We start from the raw sequence: 17,729 nt of genomic DNA, 5'->3' as shown, positions 1-17,729 counted from the left end.
CCGGCGGTATCCATCATGAAAATCCTCGCCTGCAACAGCAACCGGCCCCTCGCGGAAGCGATCGCCGAATATCTCACCATGTCCATCACCAAGGCGGTGATCCGCCGGTTCTCGGACAACGAGGTCTTCGTCGAGATCCACGAGAACGTTCGTGGCGAGGATGTCTTCGTCATCCAGTCCACCAGCTATCCCGCCAACGACAACCTGATGGAGCTGCTGGTCACCCTGGACGCGCTGCGGCGCGGCTCGGCCCGGCGCATCACGGCGGTGATCCCCTATTTCGGCTATGCCCGCCAGGATCGCAAGTCCTCGCCCCGCTCGCCCATCTCGGCCAAGCTGGTGGCCAATCTGATCACCACCGCCGGCGCCGACCGCGTGGTGACGCTGGACCTGCACTCGGGCCAGATCCAGGGCTTCTTCGACATTCCGCTGGATAACCTCTACGCCGCCCCGGTGTTCACCAACGACATCCGCGCCCGCTACCAGGGCGACGACGTCATGGTGGTGTCGCCCGACGTGGGCGGCGTGGTGCGCGCCCGCGCCATCGCCAGCCGCATCGACGCCGATCTGGCCATCATCGACAAGCGCCGCGAAAAGGCTGGCGTGTCCGAGGTGATGAACATCATCGGCGACGTGCGCGGCCGCCGCTGCATCATGGTCGACGACATCGTCGATTCCGCCGGCACCCTGTGCAACGCCGCCGAGGCGCTGATGAAGGCCGGAGCCGTCTCCGTCGCCGCCTTCGTCACCCACGGCGTGCTGTCGGGCGGCGCGGTGGCCCGCGTCACCGCTTCGCCCCTGGAAGAACTGGTGATCACCGATTCCATCCCCGCCACCGAGGCGGTGAAGATGGCCCGCAACATCCGGCAGGTGACCATCGCCCCCCTGATGGCCGAATCCATCTCGCGCATCAGCGAGGAACGCTCGGTCTCCAGCCTGTTCGACTAGGGGATAACGGGGCTCACGCCCCGGCCCCGGTTGGAGGCTCAGCCTCCAAGCCTCCCATATTTTTGAAAATGGAAGGGGTCTGGGGTCTGCCCCAGATGGGTCCGGGCGATAGCCCGGGTTACCTTCCGAACAGAACATTGCCCAGCAGGCGGAATTCGTCCTTGCGGGCGCTGGACTTGCGCCAGGCCAGACCCAGGCGGCGCGAGCCCCCCATGGCCAGGGGCCGGGTCACCAGACCGGTCCCCGCCAGGATTCCCGCATCCACGGCCAGCATGGGCAGCAGCGTCACCCCCATGCCGGAGGCGACCATCTGCACCAGGGTGCCCAGCGAGGTGCCCAGCACGCCCTCGCCCCGCTTGGGCGCCGGCAGGGAACAGGCGGCCAGGGCATGGTCGCGCAGGCAATGCCCCTCCTCCAGCAGCAGCAATTCCGCCTCGGCCAGATCGCCGCCGGTCACCGCATCCCTGGCGGCCAGGGGGTGACCCGGCGGACAGACCAGCACGAAGGGGTCGGTGGCCAGCGCCACCATCTCCATCTCCGAGGCCTCGTAGGGCAGGGCCAGCACCGCGGCATCCAGCTCCCCGCTGGCCAGCCGGTCCAGCAGCCGGGCGGTCAGGTCCTCCCGCAGCGCCAGCTTGAGATCAGGGTAAAGCGTCCGCAGCCGGGCCAGCGCCCGGGGCAGCAGGAAAGGGGCGATGGTGGGAATCACCCCCAGGCGCAAGCGCATGGACAGGGGCTTGCCGCCGGCCCGGGCCAGGTCAGCGATGTCTTCGGCGGCCCGCAGCAGGTCCCGCGCCCGGGTCACCACCTCCTCGCCCAGGGGCGTCATCAGCACCTTGCGCTTGGTCCGCTCCACCAGGGTGGCGCCCAGCAGGCTTTCCAGCTCCTGCAAGCCGGCCGACAGGGTGCTTTGGGTGGCGAAGCACTCCTCGGCGGCGCGGCCGAAATGGCGGTGCTCGGCCAGGGCGACCAGATAACGCAACTGGCGGAGCGTCGGCAGATGGGTGGCCATCAGGAATGGCCCCTCTGATGCAGCACCGGCATCAGCTCGAAATAAGGACGGATGATCGGCGAGGTCGAAGCATGGAACGCCTCGAACGGCCCGTCGAACGACACCCGGCCTTCGTGCAGCATGACCACGCGCGGCCGCAGCCGGTACAGCAGGTCCTTGTCGTGGGTCACCACCACGGTGGTCCGCGCCTTGCCGTCGCGCTCGTCCACATGGGTGGACAGCAGCAGGTCCTGAATCTGCGAGGCGGTGACCGGGTCCAGGCCGGTGGTCGGCTCGTCGAAGAACATGCAGCGCGGCTCCATGGCCAGCGCCCGGGCAATGGCGATGCGCTTGGCCATGCCGCCCGACAGCGCCTCCACCCGCCCGGCCAGGAAGTCGGCACTGGACGGCAACCCCACCGCCGCCAGCACGCGCTGCGCCATCTTCTCGATGTCGGCGGCGTCCAGGTGCCCTACCTCTTCCAGCCAAAGGCCGATATTGTCCAGCACCGTGCCGGAAAACAGGGCGTTACGCTGGAACACCACGCCCCAGTGGGTGTGGATGTCGGACATGCGGTCGGCGTCCAGGACGGCCAGATCGAGCAGCGGCCCCTCGGCCACCGTGGGATCGGCCACCAGCACCCGCCCGGAATCCGGCTGCATCAGGCCCAGAATATGATTGAGCAGCACGCTCTTGCCGCAGCCCGAACCGCCGACCACCGCAACAAAGGCCCCGGCCTGAATATCTAGATCCACGCCGCGCAGCACCGCATGTCCATCAAAGGCCTTGGTCAGACCCTCGATGCGGATTTCCACGTCTGGTGCGGATGGCTCGCTCATGCAGGCAGGATAAACCCAGCCGCCCGAAACGGCAAACGGCCACCCCGGAGAGGGTGGCCGTTCCACGTCGCGCCCTTGGGCGGACTACTTCTTCAGGTAGTCGCGGATCAGCACTTCGGCGATCTGCACGGCGTTGAGCGCCGCGCCCTTGCGCAGGTTGTCGGCGACGCACCAGAAGGACAGGCCGTTCTTGACGGTGGGATCCTTGCGGATGCGGCTGATATAGACCGGGTCCTCGCCGGTGGTGTCCAGCGGGGTGATGTAGCCGCCCGGCTCGCGGGTATCCATGACCACCACGCCCTCGGCCTCGCGCAGGGCCTCGGTGGCCTCGGCGACGGAGACCGGACGCTCGAATTCCACGTTGATGGATTCCGAGTGGCTGACGAAGACCGGCACGCGCACGCAGGTGGCGTTGACGGCGATATCGGGGTCGAGGATCTTGTGGGTCTCGACGACCATCTTCCACTCTTCCTTGGTCGAGCCGTCTTCCATGAATACGTCGATCTGGGGAATCAGGTTGAAGGCGATCTGCTTAGCGAACTTCTGCGGCTTGATGGCGTCATGGACCAGGATGCCCTTGGTCTGGTCGTAAAGCTCGTCCATGCCTTCCTTGCCGGCGCCCGACACCGACTGGTAGGTGGAAACGACCACGCGCTTGATCTTGCCCAGCTTGTGCAGCGGCTTCAAGGCCACCACCATCTGGATGGTGGAGCAATTGGGATTGGCGATGATGCCGCGCTTCTTGTACTGGGCGATGGCATCCGGGTTGACCTCGGGCACCACCAGCGGCACGTCGGGCTCCATGCGGAAATGCGAGGTGTTGTCGATCACCACGCAGCCGGCGGCGGCGGCGCGCGGGCTGTGGATGGCCGAGACCTTGGCGCCGGGAGACGACAGGGCGATGTCGCAGCCCTTGAAGTCGAAGGTGGCCAAGTCCTTGCACTTCAGGACCTTGTCCCCGTAGGAGACCTCGCGGCCCACCGAGCGCTCGGACGCCAGCGCCACGACCTCGTCGGCCGGAAACTTGCGATCCACCAGAATCTGCAGCATCGCCCGGCCCACATTGCCCGTAGCGCCGATCACAGCAACCTTGTAACCCATGTTCTCTTCTCCGTGTCTCCAGGAGCCCCTGCAATCCCTGGCGCTTCTTCGCATGCGAAAAGGCCCGCGGGAAACTTGCCGCGGGCCTTTTTCGTGCAATCGTGACGAACCGGCCCGCTCAAGCGGTCTTGGTGGTGCCGGTTTTAGTAGTGACGAAGGCCGCCGCCGGGGCTGAACCCCGGGCGTGGGAACCGTTTGCCTTGGACAAGCAGACGAACATCACTTCCTCCATCGGAAGCGTAGCATTAGCGGAAGTGCTTCCGGCACGCAAGGAACTTTAACAGGCGCCCTCATCGCCGGGCGGGCATCACCCCCCCTTGATCCCCGAGCACACCCGCGAGATGAAGGCGTCGATGTCGTCGTTCATGCTGACCGTGCGGCTGGCCAGATCTCCGGCGGCGATCAGCACCTGACCGGCGGCGTCGGTGGCGGTGCCGGCGGTGGAGGCCACTTCGCCGATGGTGTCGGCCACGGTCTGCACGTCGGCGGCCACAGTGCGGATGGACCGGCTCATCTCGGCCACTGCGGCGCTCTGCTGCTCGGTGGTGGCGGCAATGCCGGTGGCGTTGTCGTTGATCTCGCGGATCTTGCCGGCAATGTTGCGCACCGCCTCCACCGCCTGACCGGTGGCGTGGCGCATACCGTCGATCTGGCTGGAGATCTCGTCGGTGGCCCTGGCCGTCTGATTGGCCAGATGCTTGACCTCGTTGGCAACGACAGCAAAGCCTTTTCCCGCCTCGCCCGCCCGCGCCGCCTCGATGGTGGCGTTCAGCGCCAGCAGATTGGTCTGGGCGGCGATCTCGGTGATCAGGCTCACCACTTCGCCGATCTTCTGGGCGGCGGTGTTCAGGCCGTTGATGGCATCATCGGTTTCGGTGGCGACGCGCACCGTCTCCTGGGCCATGCGGGCCGAATCCTGGATGCGGGCCGCCACGTCGCGAATGCCCGACGACACCTGCTCGGCCGCCGCCGCCACGGATTCCACATGGGAATAGGCGTCTTCCGCCGCTCCGGCCACCCGGGTCGATTGCTCGGAGGTCTGCGACGCGATGTCGGACATCTGCTGGGCGGTGGCTTCCAGTTCGGTGGCGGTCGAAGCCACCACCTGGGTCACGTGCTTGATGGTGTTGCCGACGCCGGTGGCCTCGGTGCTGAAGGCCAGGGCGCGCTTTTCCATCTGGGAGAGCGCCTGGTTGATCAGGCGGGCATGGTCGGCGAACTCGCCCACCAGACCGTCGGTGAGGATATGGCGGAAATAGCGCCCCTCGGAGGTCAGCGCCATGGCGGCGTCGGCCTCCTTGGTGAAAGCCTCGGTCAGGTCGAGCAGCCGGTTGATCGCCTTGTCCAATTGGCCGAGCACACCGCTTTCGGTGATGCCGACCACTCGCACGTCCAGACGCCCGGCACCGGCCTCGGCCAGGATGGTGCAGGCCCGGTGGACCGAGCGGCGCGCCCGGTTGATGAAAAGCAGGGCCCCCAGGGCGCCCAGCGCCGCCAGCCCCATGGCCCCGGCATCCAGCAGCGCTCCGCGGCTAAGCGCGATCACCGCGCCCACGCCGCACAGCAGCGCCGCCAGGGCCGTGGCGGCCAAAGCCCTAGAGAGAGAAGACGAATTCATCGTAGGGCACTCCCGCGCCTTGCAGTTTGGCAACCACAGCCTGGAAAGCGGCCTCCATGCCGACTTTGCGGTCGGAGTGGCTGTTCTCGATGGCGAGCAATTCCTTGTAGAGGGCCTCGGCCTTCTCCACCGCATCGCGCCGGGGCGAACGGCGGTTGGAGTGATAGCTGACGATATTGCCCGACTTGTCGAAGGTGGGCGTCACATGGGCCAGAACCCAGTAGTGGTCGCCGTTTTTCGACAGGTTCTTTACATAGGCGAAGATTTCCTTGCCGGCCTCGATGGTGTCCCACAGCAGCTTGAACACGCAGCGTGGCATATCGGGATGGCGGATGATGCTGTGAGGTTTGTTGAGGATTTCGGCCTCGGAAAAGCCGGCCATCCGCAGAAAGACCTCGTTGGCGTAGATGATCCGCCCCTTGGTATCGGTCTTGCTGACGATGATCTCGTCGGCACCGAAGGTACGCTCTACTCCTGACAAGTAAACACCAGGACGCGACATGACAATTCCCCGCATTGGCAGTACGCCGGGTAGCTACCCGCACATTGCAATCCCGACCCTGAGTCCAGGGTCTGTCCGGAGCGGATATTACACCCAAACAGTTTCGATACTATGAACAAGAATGTGTCGGGATGGTGACCAAGAATATGTCGAAATGTAACGCCATCTTTGCTGGAGATGGATTTGGGATGCACAGTTTCCCTCTGCGCCTTCCCTTCCATTCATATGGTTACTTCTCCGTTGAGAACACATACCATTGTATGGTGCTACCACTTACTCATCGGCATATGCATCGACCTATTTACCGCGGGCACAGCCTTCGCTGACTTTGCTTAGAATAACTTTAAACTATAGCATTCCGCTGCTTTTCCTTTGCGTCCCACCGCCACTTGCCTATGCTCGCGCCCCGCCAGCGCCACACCCACGAGAGCCGGGAATGAACTACCGCCACGCCTATCACGCGGGAAATTTCGCCGATGTGATGAAGCACGCCATCCTGGCCATGGTCGTTGCCAGCCTGAAGCGCAAGGACACGCCGTTTTTCGCCCTCGACACCCATGCGGGCATCGGCGCCTATGACCTGGAAGCCCCCCAGGCCGACAAGACCGGGGAGTACCTGAGCGGCATCGCCCGCGTTCTCGACGCCGCCGATCCGCCCGCCGAGCTGGAGACCTATCTGGCCCTGGTGCGGACGTGGAATTCCGAGGGGGTGCTGCGCCGCTATCCGGGCTCGCCCGAACTGATGCGCGGCCTGATGCGCCCCCAGGACCGCATGGCCTTGGTGGAGCTGCACCCCGAGGACGTGGAGACGCTGCGCGCCCGCTTTCACGGCGACCGCCGGGTGGGCGTGCATCATTTGGACGGCTATACCGCCGCCAAGGGCTTGCTGCCTCCACCCGAGCGCCGCGGGCTGGTGCTGATGGACCCGCCCTTCGAGGTCAAGAACGAGTTCGAACGCCTGCTGGCCGCCCTGCGCCGCGCCCGCAAGCTGTGGCCGACCGGCATCTATCTCGCCTGGTACCCCATCAAGGGCCGCGAGCCGGTGGACCAGTTCCTTCAGGCCATAGCCGACGACGGTGGGCCGGAAGCCCTGGCGGCCGAATTGCTGCTGCGTCCGGCCAAAGATCCGTTCAAGCTCAACGGCAATGGCCTGCTGGTGATCAACCCCCCCTGGCAATTGCGGGAGTCTCTCGACCGGGTGCTGCCCTGGCTGGCCGCCGTCATGGCGCCCGACAGCGGCAGCGCCGCCATCCGCCAGTTGATCGGCGAGAAGCCCGCCGGGACCTGAATCCATATTGCAGTGCAAAACTGCAACACTTCGCCAGAATCAAAAGCCAAGCCGGCCCGGGGACTTCCCCAAGGCCGTTGGGGTGATTATATCTTTCCGAAGCGATACACCTTTACCCCGATCCCGTCATGACGTTCATGCGTTCCGCCCTGTTTACCGTCCTGGCGCTGCCCCTGTGGGCAGCGGGTGCGGCGGATTCGGCGGAATTGTCGCCGGCCGCCCGGCTGGTTCCGGGGGGCGGCGCCGTCCGCGCCGAAGCGCCGGCCTTCGGCCTGGGCGAGACCCGACTGCCCCTGATCTCGGCGGGCAAGCTCTCGGCGGGCGCCCTGTCGGGACCGACCTCGAGCCTGTCGGGCCATCCGCTGGCCTTCGGCCTTCCGGGAAGCCAGCTGGCGGTGGGCGGCTATGTGGCCTTTGGCGGCTCCGGCGCCCAATTGTCGTCGTCGCTGCGCAGCGACGGCGCCACCCGGGCGGCCGAAATGGCGGCCTCGTGGGGCGGCGGCGTTCTCGGCAACGATAGCCGGGCAGCCCTCAGCCTGGGAGTCAGCAGCACCGACTGGAGCCGCATTAGCCCCAATTCCCAGCACCCTGCCCTGACCCTGGCCGATCCCTATCGCGGCGGCGCCCGTGGCGGCGGCAGCGACATCAACATGTCGCTCAGCCTGATCCATCAGGTCAGCCCGTCGTTCAGCGTCGGCGGCATGGCCGGAGCCAATCGGAGCAACAGCGCCGAGTCCGCCGGTTCCGGCGTGACCCTGGGCGCCGGCCTGGGATACCGGTTCTAGCCGGCAGCGGAAGAACCCCGCTTTGCGGCAGGGCGACCGCCCTGACCCGTTCGGAGGCACAGCCTCCGAACCTCAAGCTTCTCTTTATTTCAATGGATTAAAAAACTGAAGGGTCCGGGAAGCTGTGCTTCCCGGTTGGGGGATCGGGGGCAAAAGCCCCCGAAGTGACGTTTCTTCCGCAGCTTGCCAAGCCCTATTCCCGTCCGGTCACGCCGCATTCGGCGATGGTCTTGCCCAGTTCCTTGCAGATCAGCTTGGCGCCGCCCTCGTCCTTGGCGCCGGCGAACAGGCGGACGAACTTGCCCTTGCCCTTGAGGTCGACGGACTTCATCACCGGCTCGGAGCCCTTGAGGCTGGCCGAGCGCTCGGCCAGGATGCCCCAGCCTTTCCTGGCCCAGGCCTCGGTCTTGTACGAGGCGAGATAGACCAGCTTGCGCGGCGCCTCGGGAGCCGGCGCGGGCGGCGCGACCGCCGGCACGGCGGCCACCACCGTGGGCGGCGCGGCCGGTTCGGCCATCATGGGCGCGGGATTGGCGGCCAGCTTCTCGCCATGTTCGAGCCGCAGCACCCAGGCGCCGTAGCGGGTCACCAGGGCGCCGTCTCCCATGGCGGCATAGCGGGCGAAGGGCTTGCCGTCGCATTCGACCACCAGAACCGCGACCTGGTCCGCCATGCCCGGCCAGTCGGGGGCCGAGGCCCCGACCACCGAGGACAGCGGCGCCCGGTCATCGAGGTAACGCGGCGTCAGGCAGACCCCGCCGGCGGCATTTCCCGCCCGGCCTGGTTCCATGGGAACGGCCTGCCCCCGCGGCGCCGAAGCGGAATCGGCGACCGCCCCCGAGGCGAAGGCGTCGGTGACGATCCAGGTGCCGTTATGCCACGCCCCGGCCATGGGCTGGGGAGACGCGGCGCAGCCGCCCAGCAGGACCAGGGCGCCAAGCGACAGGATGGGAGGCGAAAGCCGATGCGTCATCACTCACCTCACATCACGTCGAGCAGCAGCTTGCGGCGATTGAGCGGCTGAACCGGACGGGCATTGTTGGGGAACAGCTTGGCGAAGGCGGCCAGCTGCTCGGCCGAGGCGGTGATGGCCTGACGGTAGACCACCCACTGCACCACCTCGGTGCAGGGCGGCGTGGTCAGCGAGCCGGCATAGCGGAAGGTCACCGGGTCCTTGGGCAGCAGCATGGAGGCGTCGAGCATGGAAGTCGCCGTGGCCGCCTCGCCCGCCTTGGCGGGCATCACCTGCCAGATGGCTTCCAGGGCCGGGTTGGCGGCCCCCTTGGCGATCATCACGCCCAGCACCGCCAGCCCACCGTCGGCGGCCTTGTGGACGAAATGGCATTCCATGTCGAAGAAGGCGCCGTCCACCGTGTGCTCGCTGGGATGATGGAAGTGGAACTGGAGCAGGTCATAGGACTTGCCGTCCAGCATCAGGGTGCCGCCGCCGGAGCAATCCACCTGGATGGTGTGACCGTTGTTCTGCACCCTGAGCGGCACCGGCCGCCAGGCGGCCATGGGATCGCCGATGATGGCGGCGATGGGCCGGGTGAGGTCGACGGGCGATTGCTCGCGCCCCATGGAACAGGCGGCGTATTCCGGCGACAGCATGCCCCATTCCTTGGGGCCGCCATGTCCCTCATAGGCCCAGTGAGCCCCCTCGGCCGCCACCGCCTCGGCAATAGAGCCGCCGCAGGTCCCGCACAGGCAAGCGGCGCCGGTAGCCCCCTTGAGGAATGAACGACGATCCATGAACCCCTCCCGTCAAACAAACTTGAAGGGGAAGGCTATCGTCGAATCGGCCTGCCGTCCATCACTCCTCCAACTCGGCGCGTCCGGCGAACAGATCCAGCGCTTCCGGATTGGCCAGGGCCTCCTTGTTTTTCACCGCGCGGCCGTGCACCACGTCGCGCACCGCCAGTTCGACGATCTTGCCCGACTTGGTGCGGGGAATGTCGGCCACCTGCACCACCTTGGCCGGCACGTGGCGCGGCGTGGTGTTGTCGCGGATGCGCTTCTTGATGCGCGTCTCCAGTTCCGGCGACAGCGTCACCCCGTCGCGCAGCCGCACGAACAGCACCACCCGGACGTCGGCCTGCCAGTCCTGGCCGATCACCAGGCTTTCCAGCACGTCGTCGATCTGCTCCACCTGCCGGTAGATCTCGGCGGTGCCGATGCGCACGCCGCCGGGATTGAGGGTGGCATCCGAGCGGCCGAAGACGATGATGCCGCCGGTCTCGGGGTTAAGCTCCACCCAGTCGCCATGGGTCCAGATGCCGGGAAACTTCTCGAAATAGGCGGCGCGGTACTTGGCGCCGTCGTCATCGTTCCAAAAGCCCACCGGCATGGAGGGAAACGCCCGGGTACAGACCAGTTCACCCTTGCTGCCGGCCAAGGACTGGCCATTCTCGTCGAAGACCTCCACCTTCATGCCCAGGCCCCGGCATTGGATCTCGCCGCGATAGACGGGAACCAGGGGGTTGCCCAGCATGAAGCACGAGATGATGTCCGTGCCGCCGGAGATGGAGGCCAGTTGCACGTCCGCCTTCACCTTGGCGTAGACATAGTCGAACCCCTCGGGCGCCAGCACCGAGCCGGTGGAGCAGATGGTGCGCACCGTGGCGAGCGAATGGGTCTTGATCGGCTCCAGCCCCGATTTGGCGATGGCGTCGATCCACTTGGCCGAGGTGCCGAACAGGGTCATGCCCTCAGCGTCGGCGAAGTCGAATAGGATGTTGCCGCCCAGATGGCTGGGATTGCCGTCATAGAGCAGCAACGTGGCCTCGGCCCCCAGCCCGGCCACCAGCCAGTTCCACATCATCCAGCCGCAGGTGGTGAAATAGAACACCCGGTCATCCTTGCGCACGTCGCAATGCAGCCGATGCTCCTTCAATTGCTGGATCAGCGATCCGCCCGCCGAATGGACGATGCATTTGGGCGCGCCCGTGGTGCCCGACGAATACATGATGTAAAGCGGGTGGTCGAAGGGCAGGCGGAGGAACTCCACCGCCTTGGCCGGAAAGGGCGCCAGGAAGTCGCCGAGATGGACCGCCTTGTCCACGCCCGACAGATCCGCCGCCTCGCGGGTATAGGGCACCACCACCACCCGCTCCAGCGAGGGAATGCCCGGCACGATGGCCGCCAGCTTCTCCAGGCAGTCATGGGCCTTGCCCGAATAGAAATAGCCCTCGGCCGCCACCAGCACCTTGGGCGCGATCTGGCCGAAGCGGTCCAGCACGCCCTGGACGCCGAAATCGGGCGAGGCCGAGGACCAGATGGCCCCCAACGACGCCACCGCCAGCATGAAGGCCACGGATTCCGGCATGTTGGGCATGTAGCCCGCCACCCGGTCGCCCTTGCCCACGCCGGCCGCACTCAGCGCCTGCTGGAGGCGCGACACCAGGGCGCGCAGCTCGGCGAAGGAAAGGCGCCGTTTGACCTTGTCCTCGCCCCAGAACACCAGGGCGTCGCCGCCATCGTCGCGCCGCAGGAGGTTCTCGGCGAAGTTCAGCCTCGCCTCGGGAAACCACCGGGCGCCCGGCATGCGGCCAGCATCGTCGACCACCACTCCGCCGTCGGGGCGGTCGCCGATGATCCCGACCTCGTCCCACACCAGGGACCAGAACTGGTCGGGGCGATCCACCGACCAGCGCCACAGCCCCGCATAGTCGGTCGCACCCACCTGAAAGCGGGCGTCTGCCCGGCGCATGAACCGGGCAAGCGCCGAAGCTTCGGCACGCTCCTTGGACGGTTGCCACAGCAAGACGGACATGCTTCCTCCGAGCTTTACGATCACTTGTTCGTTTTTACCGCGAAGCCGCGGTCACGCCAAGGGCGATCCACCGGAAAACACCTATGGACCAGATACAATTTGCCTCATTCCGCCCGTGGAGCCATAAGAAAAGTCGTAGCATACTCACGCGCTGGGCCACCGAGGAATTCGAGTATCACATGAACATCTCCATCTCCCACCAGGACGACACCCTGACCGTCCGTCTCGACGGGACCATGGACTATACGGTCACCAGCCAGATGAACAGCCTGATCAGCGACATCGGCTCCATCAAGGCGGCACGGGTCGTCGTCGATCTGACCAAGGTGGCGCGGGTGGATTCCGTCGGACTGGGAATGCTCCATCTGGCCAAGGACGAGATCGTCAGCAATGGCCGCCACCTCACCCTGCGAGGGGCTTCGGGAAATGTCCGGCGGCTGTTCGAACTGACCGATGGCGATTCCAGCTTTCACTTCGAATAGTCCCCTTCCATGATTCTGCGCCTGCTTCTGGCGATCGGCGGAGGCCTCGCCCTGTGGTGGGCCTGGCACTGGTGGCGCAAGGCCTCGCCCGACCAGACGAAAAAGGCCCTGGTCGCCGCCGCCCTCGCCCTGCTGGTGATCGGCGGCGTCGCCCTGGTGGCGACGGGCAAGCTGGCCGGGCTGTTCGCCATTCTGGCGGGCCTCTCGCCCTGGATCGGCCGGGCCATGCGCCTGCACCAGATGTGGCAGGCTTTTCGCCGCATGACCGGCCGCGACGCCCCGGCCGAAGCCGCCCCGCCGCCGCCCTCGCCCCCCGCCGACACCGCCATGACCCGTGCCCAGGCCCTGGAGGTTCTGGGCCTGTCGCCCGGCGCCAGCTCCGACGACGTCCGCGAAGCGCACCGCCGCCTGATGCGCGCCGCCCACCCGGATACCGGCGGGTCCACCTGGATCGCCGCCCGTCTCAATCAGGCCCGCGACATTCTACTGGGCTGATTTTCCCGCCTAACCGTTGCTTCCGACGCCAGGGCGTGGCAAAACATGCCGCGACCGTAATGAGACGCCATGACGTGCGCCGGGCGGTCGAGACAAAGCTTTCAGGAGTGATCGATGACTCGTCGAGTCCGCAAGGCCGTGTTCCCCGTGGGTGGCATGGGCACCCGCTTCCTGCCCGCCACCAAGGCGATGCCCAAGGAAATGCTGCCGGTGGTGGATAAGCCGCTGATCCAGTATGCGGTGGAAGAGGCGGCCGCCGCCGGGTGCGAGCACTTCATCTTCGTCACCGGGCGCGGTAAGAACGCGCTGGAAGATCACTTCGACCACAATCCCGAGTTGGAGCGCATCCTCAAGGATCGCGGCAAGTTCGATCTGGTGGAGGCGGTGACCTCCTGGATGCCCAAGTCGGGCCAGATTTCCTATACCCGCCAGTCCGAGCCCCTGGGCCTGGGCCACGCCGTGTGGTGCGCCCGCGACCTGGTGGCCGACGAGCCCTTCGCCGTGCTGCTGCCCGACGACCTCATCCTCTCCAAGACCGCCTGCCTCAAGCAGATGGCCGCCGTGCACACCGAGGTGGGCGGCCACGTGGTCGCCGTCTCCGACGTGCCGCGCGAGCATACCAAGCGCTACGGCATCCTGGACGTGGAACACGACAACGGCCGCCTGGCCCGCGCCAAGGGCCTGGTGGAAAAGCCCGATCCGGACGTGGCGCCCTCGACCCTGTCCATCATCGGCCGCTACATCCTGCATCCCGCCGTGTTCGACGTGCTGGACAAGAAGGAGAAGGGTGCCGGCGGCGAGATCCAGCTGACCGACGCCATCAGCCAGACCATCGGTATGGTTCCCTTCCATGGCCTGCGCTTCGAGGGCAACCGCTTCGATTGCGGCGACAAGGTGGGCTGGCTGGAAGCCAACCTCGCCTTTGCCCTGGCCCGTGACGACACCGCCGAGGCCGCCCGCGACCTGATCACCCGCTTCCATAAGGACTGACGCCCCATGCGCATCGCCATGATCGGCACCGGCTATGTGGGTCTGGTGTCGGGAACCTGCTTCTCGGAATTCGGCATCGACGTGGTCTGCGTCGACAAGGACGCGGCCAAGATCGAGAAGCTGCACCAGAATATCATGCCCATCTACGAGCCGGGCCTGGACGACATGGTCGCCGCCAATGTGGAGGCGGGGCGCCTGTCCTTCACCACCGACCTCAAGGAAGCGGTCAAGGATGCCGACGCGGTGTTCATCGCGGTGGGCACGCCGAGCCGCCGCGGCGATGGCCATGCCGACCTCAGCTACGTCTATGCCGCGGCCGAGGAAATCGCCGATTCCATGACCGGCTACACCGTGGTGGTGACCAAGTCCACCGTGCCGGTAGGCACCGGCGACGAGGTGGAGCGCATCATCCGGGCACGGCGTCCCGATGCCCAGTTCGACGTGGTCTCCAATCCGGAATTCCTGCGCGAAGGCTCGGCCATCAACGACTTCATGCGGCCCGACCGCGTGGTCATCGGCACCGAGTCCGAGAAGGCCCGCAAGGTGATGAAGCAGCTCTATCGGGTGCTGTACCTGATCGAGACGCCCATCGCCTTCACGTCGCGGCGCACCTCGGAACTGATCAAATACGCCGGCAACACCTTCCTGGCCACCAAGATCACCTTCATCAACGAGATCGCCGATCTGTGCGAGAAGGTGGGCGCCGACGTTCACGACGTGGCCAAGGGCATCGGCCTCGACGGCCGCATCGGCAAGAAGTTCCTGCATCCCGGCCCCGGCTATGGCGGCTCGTGCTTCCCCAAGGACACCCTGGCCCTGGTCAAGACCGCCCGCGACTACAACGCCCCCTTGCGCATCGTCGAGACGGTGGTCGCCGTCAACGAGGCCCGCAAGAAGCAGATGGCCGAGCGGGTCATCGCCGCCTGCGGCGGCTCGGTGAAGGGCAAGACCATCTCGGTGCTGGGCCTGACCTTCAAGCCCAACACAGACGACATGCGCGACTCCCCCTCCATCGACATCGTCTCGGCGCTGATCGAGGCGGGAGCCACAGTCAAGGCCTTCGACCCGGAGGGCATGGAAGAAGCCAAAAAGCTGCTTCCCGCCGCTGTCGAGTATTGCAAGGACGCCTACGCCACCATGCCCGGCGCCCATTGCGCCGTGATCATCACCGAGTGGAACGAGTTCCGGGCGCTGGACCTCAAGAAGGTCAAGTCGCTGCTGGCCCAGCCCAGCATCGTCGACCTGCGCAACGTCTATGTCCCCGAGGAAATGGCCGAACTGGGCTTCGCCTATTCCAGCATCGGCCGTCCGTAATCCATCAAGCCTCCGCCATCGGCCGCCTGTTCCGGCCGATGGCGGGATTGACCGACGCCCGCCGGCACAATTCCGGATAGGCCGGCTCCTCCAGGCCGATCAGCGGCAGGCCGGTCTCCGCGATGAAGGCCTCCACATGGGCGGCGGAGAAATCCTCCCGCGCCACGCCGCGCGACAGCGCCCGGTCAACCATGTCCAGTTCCTGGCCCCAATAGCCGCAGCGCGGCGCCTTGATGTTGCCCTGGATGGCCTGCATGTCCGGCACCATGCAATCCATGCGGTAATACGGCCAGATATCGGCATAGAGGAAGTCCACGCCGTCGACCCGCACCTCGCGGGCATCGGCCTGGACGATGTCGATCTTGTCGCGCTGCGGCCAAGTGTCGAAGGCCGCGAACTGGTGGAACATGGCGATAACCTCGGGGTCCCGGTCCACCACCACCACGCGCTCCACCGCCTTACGGGCAGACACCGCATAGGCCATGGCCCCCATGCCCATGCCGCAGACCACCACCTTGCCCCGCGCCGCCGCCAGATGCGGCATCTGGCTTTCGATCTCGCCGGGAGTCAGGCTCATCCAGCATTCGCCGTCGCGCACCAGACCGGCATTCATCCAGTTCAGTTGGCGGGGGCCGCTGAAATAGCCGGGCGCCGCGATCAGGAACATCTCGCGCAAGGCCCAGTTGGGGCCGCTCACCGCCTTGTAGCGCGGCACCGCCATGGGCGGATAGGGCACGTCCGTGCCGCCGATGACCACCCCCGCCGCCGCCAGAGCCTCCGGCTCATAGCCATCAAGAGATTCACATCCAGACAACTAAGCCTCCTGCATGTACACCAATGATGACCATATCCCTATAGGGGCTTCATGCAATATCTTATCTCGTAAAATTTGCCGCCTTTCCTGCGCCATTGACACCTGCCCCGCCATCGGCCATCAACGCCGAAGCAGTTTTGTCGGAAGGGAGCCCCGCGCCATGGCCGCAGTGAAGACGATCCCCACCACCCCCTTTTCCGGCCAGAAGCCCGGGACCTCGGGTCTTCGCAAGAAGGTCAAGGTCTTCGCCCAGCCCCACTACCTGGAAAACTTCGTCCAGGCGGTGTTCGACTCCATTGGAGACCTGGGGGGCAAGACCCTGGTGGTGGGCGGCGACGGCCGCTATCACAACCGCACCGCCATCCAGACCATCCTGAAGATGGCTGCCGCCAGCGGCTTCGCCAAGGTGATGGTGGGCCGGGGCGGCATCCTGTCCACCCCGGCGGCGTCCTGCGTCATCCGCAAGTACAAGACCTTCGGCGGCATCATCCTGTCAGCCAGCCACAATCCCGGCGGCCCGGACGAGGATTTCGGCATCAAGTACAACATCCCGGCCGGCGGCCCGGCGCCCGAGGCCATCACCGAGGCCATCTACGCCCGCACCCAGGAAATCTCGTCCTACAAGATCATCGAAGCGGCGGATGTGGATCTGGACACCATCGGCGAGCGCGGCCTGGGCGGCATGACGGTGCAGGTCTTCGACCCCGTCGCCGATTATGCCGAGCTGATGGAAAGCCTGTTCGACTTCGGCGCCATCCGGGCGGCCTTCGCCGCCGGGTTCCGCATGAAGTTCGACGCCATGCACGCGGTGACCGGCCCCTATGCCACCGAGATCCTGGAGAATCGCCTGGGCGCCCCCAAAGGCACCGTGATGAACGGCGTGCCGCTGGAAGATTTCGGCCACGGCCATCCCGACCCCAATCTGGTCCATGCCCATGATCTGGTGGAGGCCCTGACCGGTGCCGGCGCCCCCGATTTCGGCGCGGCCTCGGATGGCGACGGCGACCGCAACATGATTCTGGGCCGCGACTTCTATGTGACGCCGTCGGATTCCCTGGCGGTGCTGGCCGCCAATGCCACCCTGTGTCCCGGCTATGCCCGGGGCCTGAAAGGCATCGCCCGGTCCATGCCCACCAGCGCCGCGCCCGACCGGGTGGCGGCCAAGCTGGGCATTCCCGCCTGGGAGACTCCCACCGGCTGGAAATTCTTCGGTACCCTGCTGGACGCGGGCAAGGCCACCTTCTGCGGCGAGGAAAGCTTCGGCACCGGCTCGGACCATGTGCGCGAGAAGGACGGGCTGTGGGCGGTGCTGGCCTGGCTGAACGTGCTGGCCGTGCGCAAGCAAAGCGTCGCCGACATCGTTACCGCCCATTGGCGGGAATACGGCCGCAACGTCTATTCCCGCCATGATTACGAGGGCATCGATTCCGCCGCCGCCGAAGGGCTGATGGAGCATCTGCGCGGCCTGTCCCTGAAGGGCGAGCGGCTCGGGACCTACACCGTCGCCTTCAACGACGACTTCGCCTATACCGACCCCGTTGACGGCTCTGTCTCGAAGAAGCAGGGCATCCGCGTGGTATTCGAGGACGGCTCCCGCGTGGTCTTCCGCCTGTCGGGCACCGGCACCGAGGGCGCCACGCTGCGCGTCTACATCGAGCGCTTTGAACCCGACGCCACCAAGCACCATCTGGACCCCCAGGTGGCCCTGGCCGACCTCATCACAATCGCCCGCGACCTGGCCCAGATCGAGGCCCGGACCGGACGGACCGAACCGACGGTGATTACCTGAC

17 protein-coding genes are annotated in these 17,729 nt (G+C 66.2%); 8 read left to right on the top strand and 9 right to left on the bottom strand.

The window, feature by feature from the left end; translation table 11 throughout:
• Positions 1-15: 15 nt before the first annotated feature.
• On the top strand, positions 16-948 hold the full coding sequence (locus tag AMB_RS03050) for a ribose-phosphate pyrophosphokinase (RefSeq protein ID WP_009871053.1): 933 nt from the start codon (positions 16-18) through the stop codon (positions 946-948).
• 118 nt (positions 949-1,066) lie between these two features.
• Here the strand turns inward: AMB_RS03050 and AMB_RS03045 are convergent, their stop codons facing one another.
• From AMB_RS03045 to AMB_RS03025, 5 genes are all read right to left on the bottom strand, one after another.
• On the bottom strand, positions 1,067-1,960 hold the full coding sequence (locus AMB_RS03045; protein ID WP_011383032.1) for a hydrogen peroxide-inducible genes activator: 894 nt from the start codon (positions 1,958-1,960) through the stop codon (positions 1,067-1,069).
• Positions 1,960-2,778: an ABC transporter ATP-binding protein gene (locus AMB_RS03040; protein ID WP_043743293.1), complete on the bottom strand. Its 819-nt coding sequence runs from the start codon at positions 2,776-2,778 to the stop codon at positions 1,960-1,962. The genes AMB_RS03045 and AMB_RS03040 overlap by 1 nt, the downstream gene beginning before the upstream one ends.
• Positions 2,779-2,862: 84 nt before the next feature.
• Positions 2,863-3,879: an aspartate-semialdehyde dehydrogenase gene (locus AMB_RS03035; protein WP_011383030.1), complete on the bottom strand. Its 1,017-nt coding sequence runs from the start codon at positions 3,877-3,879 to the stop codon at positions 2,863-2,865.
• Between the two features lie 307 nt (positions 3,880-4,186).
• On the bottom strand, positions 4,187-5,497 hold the full coding sequence (locus tag AMB_RS03030) for a methyl-accepting chemotaxis protein (protein WP_011383029.1): 1,311 nt from the start codon (positions 5,495-5,497) through the stop codon (positions 4,187-4,189).
• Positions 5,475-5,999, bottom strand: a complete 525-nt coding sequence (locus AMB_RS03025; protein WP_043743291.1) for a PAS domain-containing protein — start codon at positions 5,997-5,999, stop codon at positions 5,475-5,477. Before AMB_RS03025 ends, AMB_RS03030 begins: the two co-directional genes overlap by 23 nt.
• A gap of 436 nt (positions 6,000-6,435) precedes the next feature.
• Here AMB_RS03025 and AMB_RS03020 point away from each other — a divergent pair, with 436 nt between their 5' ends.
• Entirely contained in the window at positions 6,436-7,287 is an 852-nt protein-coding gene (locus tag AMB_RS03020; protein WP_011383027.1) for a 23S rRNA (adenine(2030)-N(6))-methyltransferase RlmJ, read from the top strand.
• 128 nt (positions 7,288-7,415) lie between these two features.
• Complete coding sequence (locus AMB_RS03015) at positions 7,416-8,072, top strand: hypothetical protein (protein ID WP_148207275.1); 657 nt, start codon at positions 7,416-7,418, stop codon at positions 8,070-8,072.
• A gap of 193 nt (positions 8,073-8,265) precedes the next feature.
• Here AMB_RS03015 and AMB_RS03010 read toward each other — a convergent pair whose 3' ends face one another.
• The 3 genes from AMB_RS03010 to AMB_RS03000 all read right to left on the bottom strand — a co-directional run bounded on the left by AMB_RS03010 (position 8,266) and on the right by AMB_RS03000 (position 11,844).
• Positions 8,266-9,045 carry a hypothetical protein gene (locus AMB_RS03010; RefSeq protein WP_043743290.1) on the bottom strand — a complete coding sequence of 260 codons (780 nt, stop codon included), beginning with the start codon at positions 9,043-9,045 and terminating at the stop codon, positions 8,266-8,268.
• Between the two features lie 8 nt (positions 9,046-9,053).
• Positions 9,054-9,824 (bottom strand): carbonic anhydrase, encoded by a 771-nt coding sequence (locus tag AMB_RS03005; RefSeq protein WP_011383024.1) that lies wholly within the window; start codon positions 9,822-9,824, stop codon positions 9,054-9,056.
• A 61-nt stretch (positions 9,825-9,885) separates the two neighbouring features.
• Positions 9,886-11,844: an acetoacetate--CoA ligase gene (locus AMB_RS03000; protein WP_011383023.1), complete on the bottom strand. Its 1,959-nt coding sequence runs from the start codon at positions 11,842-11,844 to the stop codon at positions 9,886-9,888.
• Positions 11,845-12,023: 179 nt separating this feature from the next.
• Here AMB_RS03000 and AMB_RS02995 point away from each other — a divergent pair, with 179 nt between their 5' ends.
• The 4 genes from AMB_RS02995 to AMB_RS02980 all read left to right on the top strand — a co-directional run bounded on the left by AMB_RS02995 (position 12,024) and on the right by AMB_RS02980 (position 15,125).
• Entirely contained in the window at positions 12,024-12,326 is a 303-nt protein-coding gene (locus tag AMB_RS02995) for an STAS domain-containing protein (RefSeq protein WP_043743286.1), read from the top strand.
• Between the two features lie 9 nt (positions 12,327-12,335).
• Positions 12,336-12,821: a hypothetical protein gene (locus tag AMB_RS02990; protein ID WP_011383021.1), complete on the top strand. Its 486-nt coding sequence runs from the start codon at positions 12,336-12,338 to the stop codon at positions 12,819-12,821.
• A gap of 114 nt (positions 12,822-12,935) precedes the next feature.
• On the top strand, positions 12,936-13,811 hold the full coding sequence (galU, locus tag AMB_RS02985) for a UTP--glucose-1-phosphate uridylyltransferase GalU (protein ID WP_011383020.1): 876 nt from the start codon (positions 12,936-12,938) through the stop codon (positions 13,809-13,811).
• A gap of 6 nt (positions 13,812-13,817) precedes the next feature.
• A complete protein-coding gene (locus tag AMB_RS02980; protein ID WP_011383019.1) occupies positions 13,818-15,125 on the top strand; it encodes a UDP-glucose dehydrogenase family protein in 1,308 nt (435 codons plus the stop codon).
• A gap of 4 nt (positions 15,126-15,129) precedes the next feature.
• On the opposite strand, the gene AMB_RS02975 is transcribed toward AMB_RS02980, so the two are convergent.
• A complete protein-coding gene (locus AMB_RS02975) occupies positions 15,130-15,939 on the bottom strand; it encodes a hypothetical protein (protein WP_011383018.1) in 810 nt (269 codons plus the stop codon).
• A gap of 160 nt (positions 15,940-16,099) precedes the next feature.
• On the opposite strand from AMB_RS02975, the gene AMB_RS02970 reads away from it, so the two are divergent.
• Positions 16,100-17,728: an alpha-D-glucose phosphate-specific phosphoglucomutase gene (locus AMB_RS02970; RefSeq protein ID WP_011383017.1), complete on the top strand. Its 1,629-nt coding sequence runs from the start codon at positions 16,100-16,102 to the stop codon at positions 17,726-17,728.
• Position 17,729: the final 1 nt, after the last annotated feature.

This window comes from Paramagnetospirillum magneticum AMB-1 (assembly GCF_000009985.1).
GTDB lineage: Bacteria > Pseudomonadota > Alphaproteobacteria > Rhodospirillales > Magnetospirillaceae > Phaeospirillum > Phaeospirillum magneticum.
The sequence above is the reverse complement of the archived record's forward strand: the minus strand, read 5'-3'. Positions and strand labels throughout refer to the sequence as shown.

Excerpts from the sequence above, each read along its gene's own strand:
- AMB_RS02990 (WP_011383021.1), top strand. The coding sequence starts at position 12,336 with ATGATTCTGCGCCTGCTTCTGGCGATCGGCGGAGGCCTCGCCCTGTGG.
- AMB_RS03050 (WP_009871053.1), top strand. The coding sequence starts at position 16 with ATGAAAATCCTCGCCTGCAACAGCAACCGGCCCCTCGCGGAAGCGATC.
- AMB_RS03035 (WP_011383030.1), bottom strand. The coding sequence starts at position 3,879 with ATGGGTTACAAGGTTGCTGTGATCGGCGCTACGGGCAATGTGGGCCGG.
- AMB_RS03045 (WP_011383032.1), bottom strand. The coding sequence starts at position 1,960 with ATGGCCACCCATCTGCCGACGCTCCGCCAGTTGCGTTATCTGGTCGCC.
- AMB_RS02995 (WP_043743286.1), top strand. The coding sequence starts at position 12,024 with ATGAACATCTCCATCTCCCACCAGGACGACACCCTGACCGTCCGTCTC.
- galU (WP_011383020.1), top strand. The coding sequence starts at position 12,936 with ATGACTCGTCGAGTCCGCAAGGCCGTGTTCCCCGTGGGTGGCATGGGC.
- AMB_RS03020 (WP_011383027.1), top strand. The coding sequence starts at position 6,436 with ATGAACTACCGCCACGCCTATCACGCGGGAAATTTCGCCGATGTGATG.
- AMB_RS03015 (WP_148207275.1), top strand. The coding sequence starts at position 7,416 with ATGACGTTCATGCGTTCCGCCCTGTTTACCGTCCTGGCGCTGCCCCTG.
- AMB_RS02980 (WP_011383019.1), top strand. The coding sequence starts at position 13,818 with ATGCGCATCGCCATGATCGGCACCGGCTATGTGGGTCTGGTGTCGGGA.
- AMB_RS02970 (WP_011383017.1), top strand. The coding sequence starts at position 16,100 with ATGGCCGCAGTGAAGACGATCCCCACCACCCCCTTTTCCGGCCAGAAG.
- AMB_RS03005 (WP_011383024.1), bottom strand. The coding sequence starts at position 9,824 with ATGGATCGTCGTTCATTCCTCAAGGGGGCTACCGGCGCCGCTTGCCTG.
- AMB_RS03010 (WP_043743290.1), bottom strand. The coding sequence starts at position 9,045 with ATGACGCATCGGCTTTCGCCTCCCATCCTGTCGCTTGGCGCCCTGGTC.
- AMB_RS03040 (WP_043743293.1), bottom strand. The coding sequence starts at position 2,778 with ATGAGCGAGCCATCCGCACCAGACGTGGAAATCCGCATCGAGGGTCTG.
- AMB_RS03000 (WP_011383023.1), bottom strand. The coding sequence starts at position 11,844 with ATGTCCGTCTTGCTGTGGCAACCGTCCAAGGAGCGTGCCGAAGCTTCG.
- AMB_RS03030 (WP_011383029.1), bottom strand. The coding sequence starts at position 5,497 with ATGAATTCGTCTTCTCTCTCTAGGGCTTTGGCCGCCACGGCCCTGGCG.
- AMB_RS03025 (WP_043743291.1), bottom strand. The coding sequence starts at position 5,999 with ATGTCGCGTCCTGGTGTTTACTTGTCAGGAGTAGAGCGTACCTTCGGT.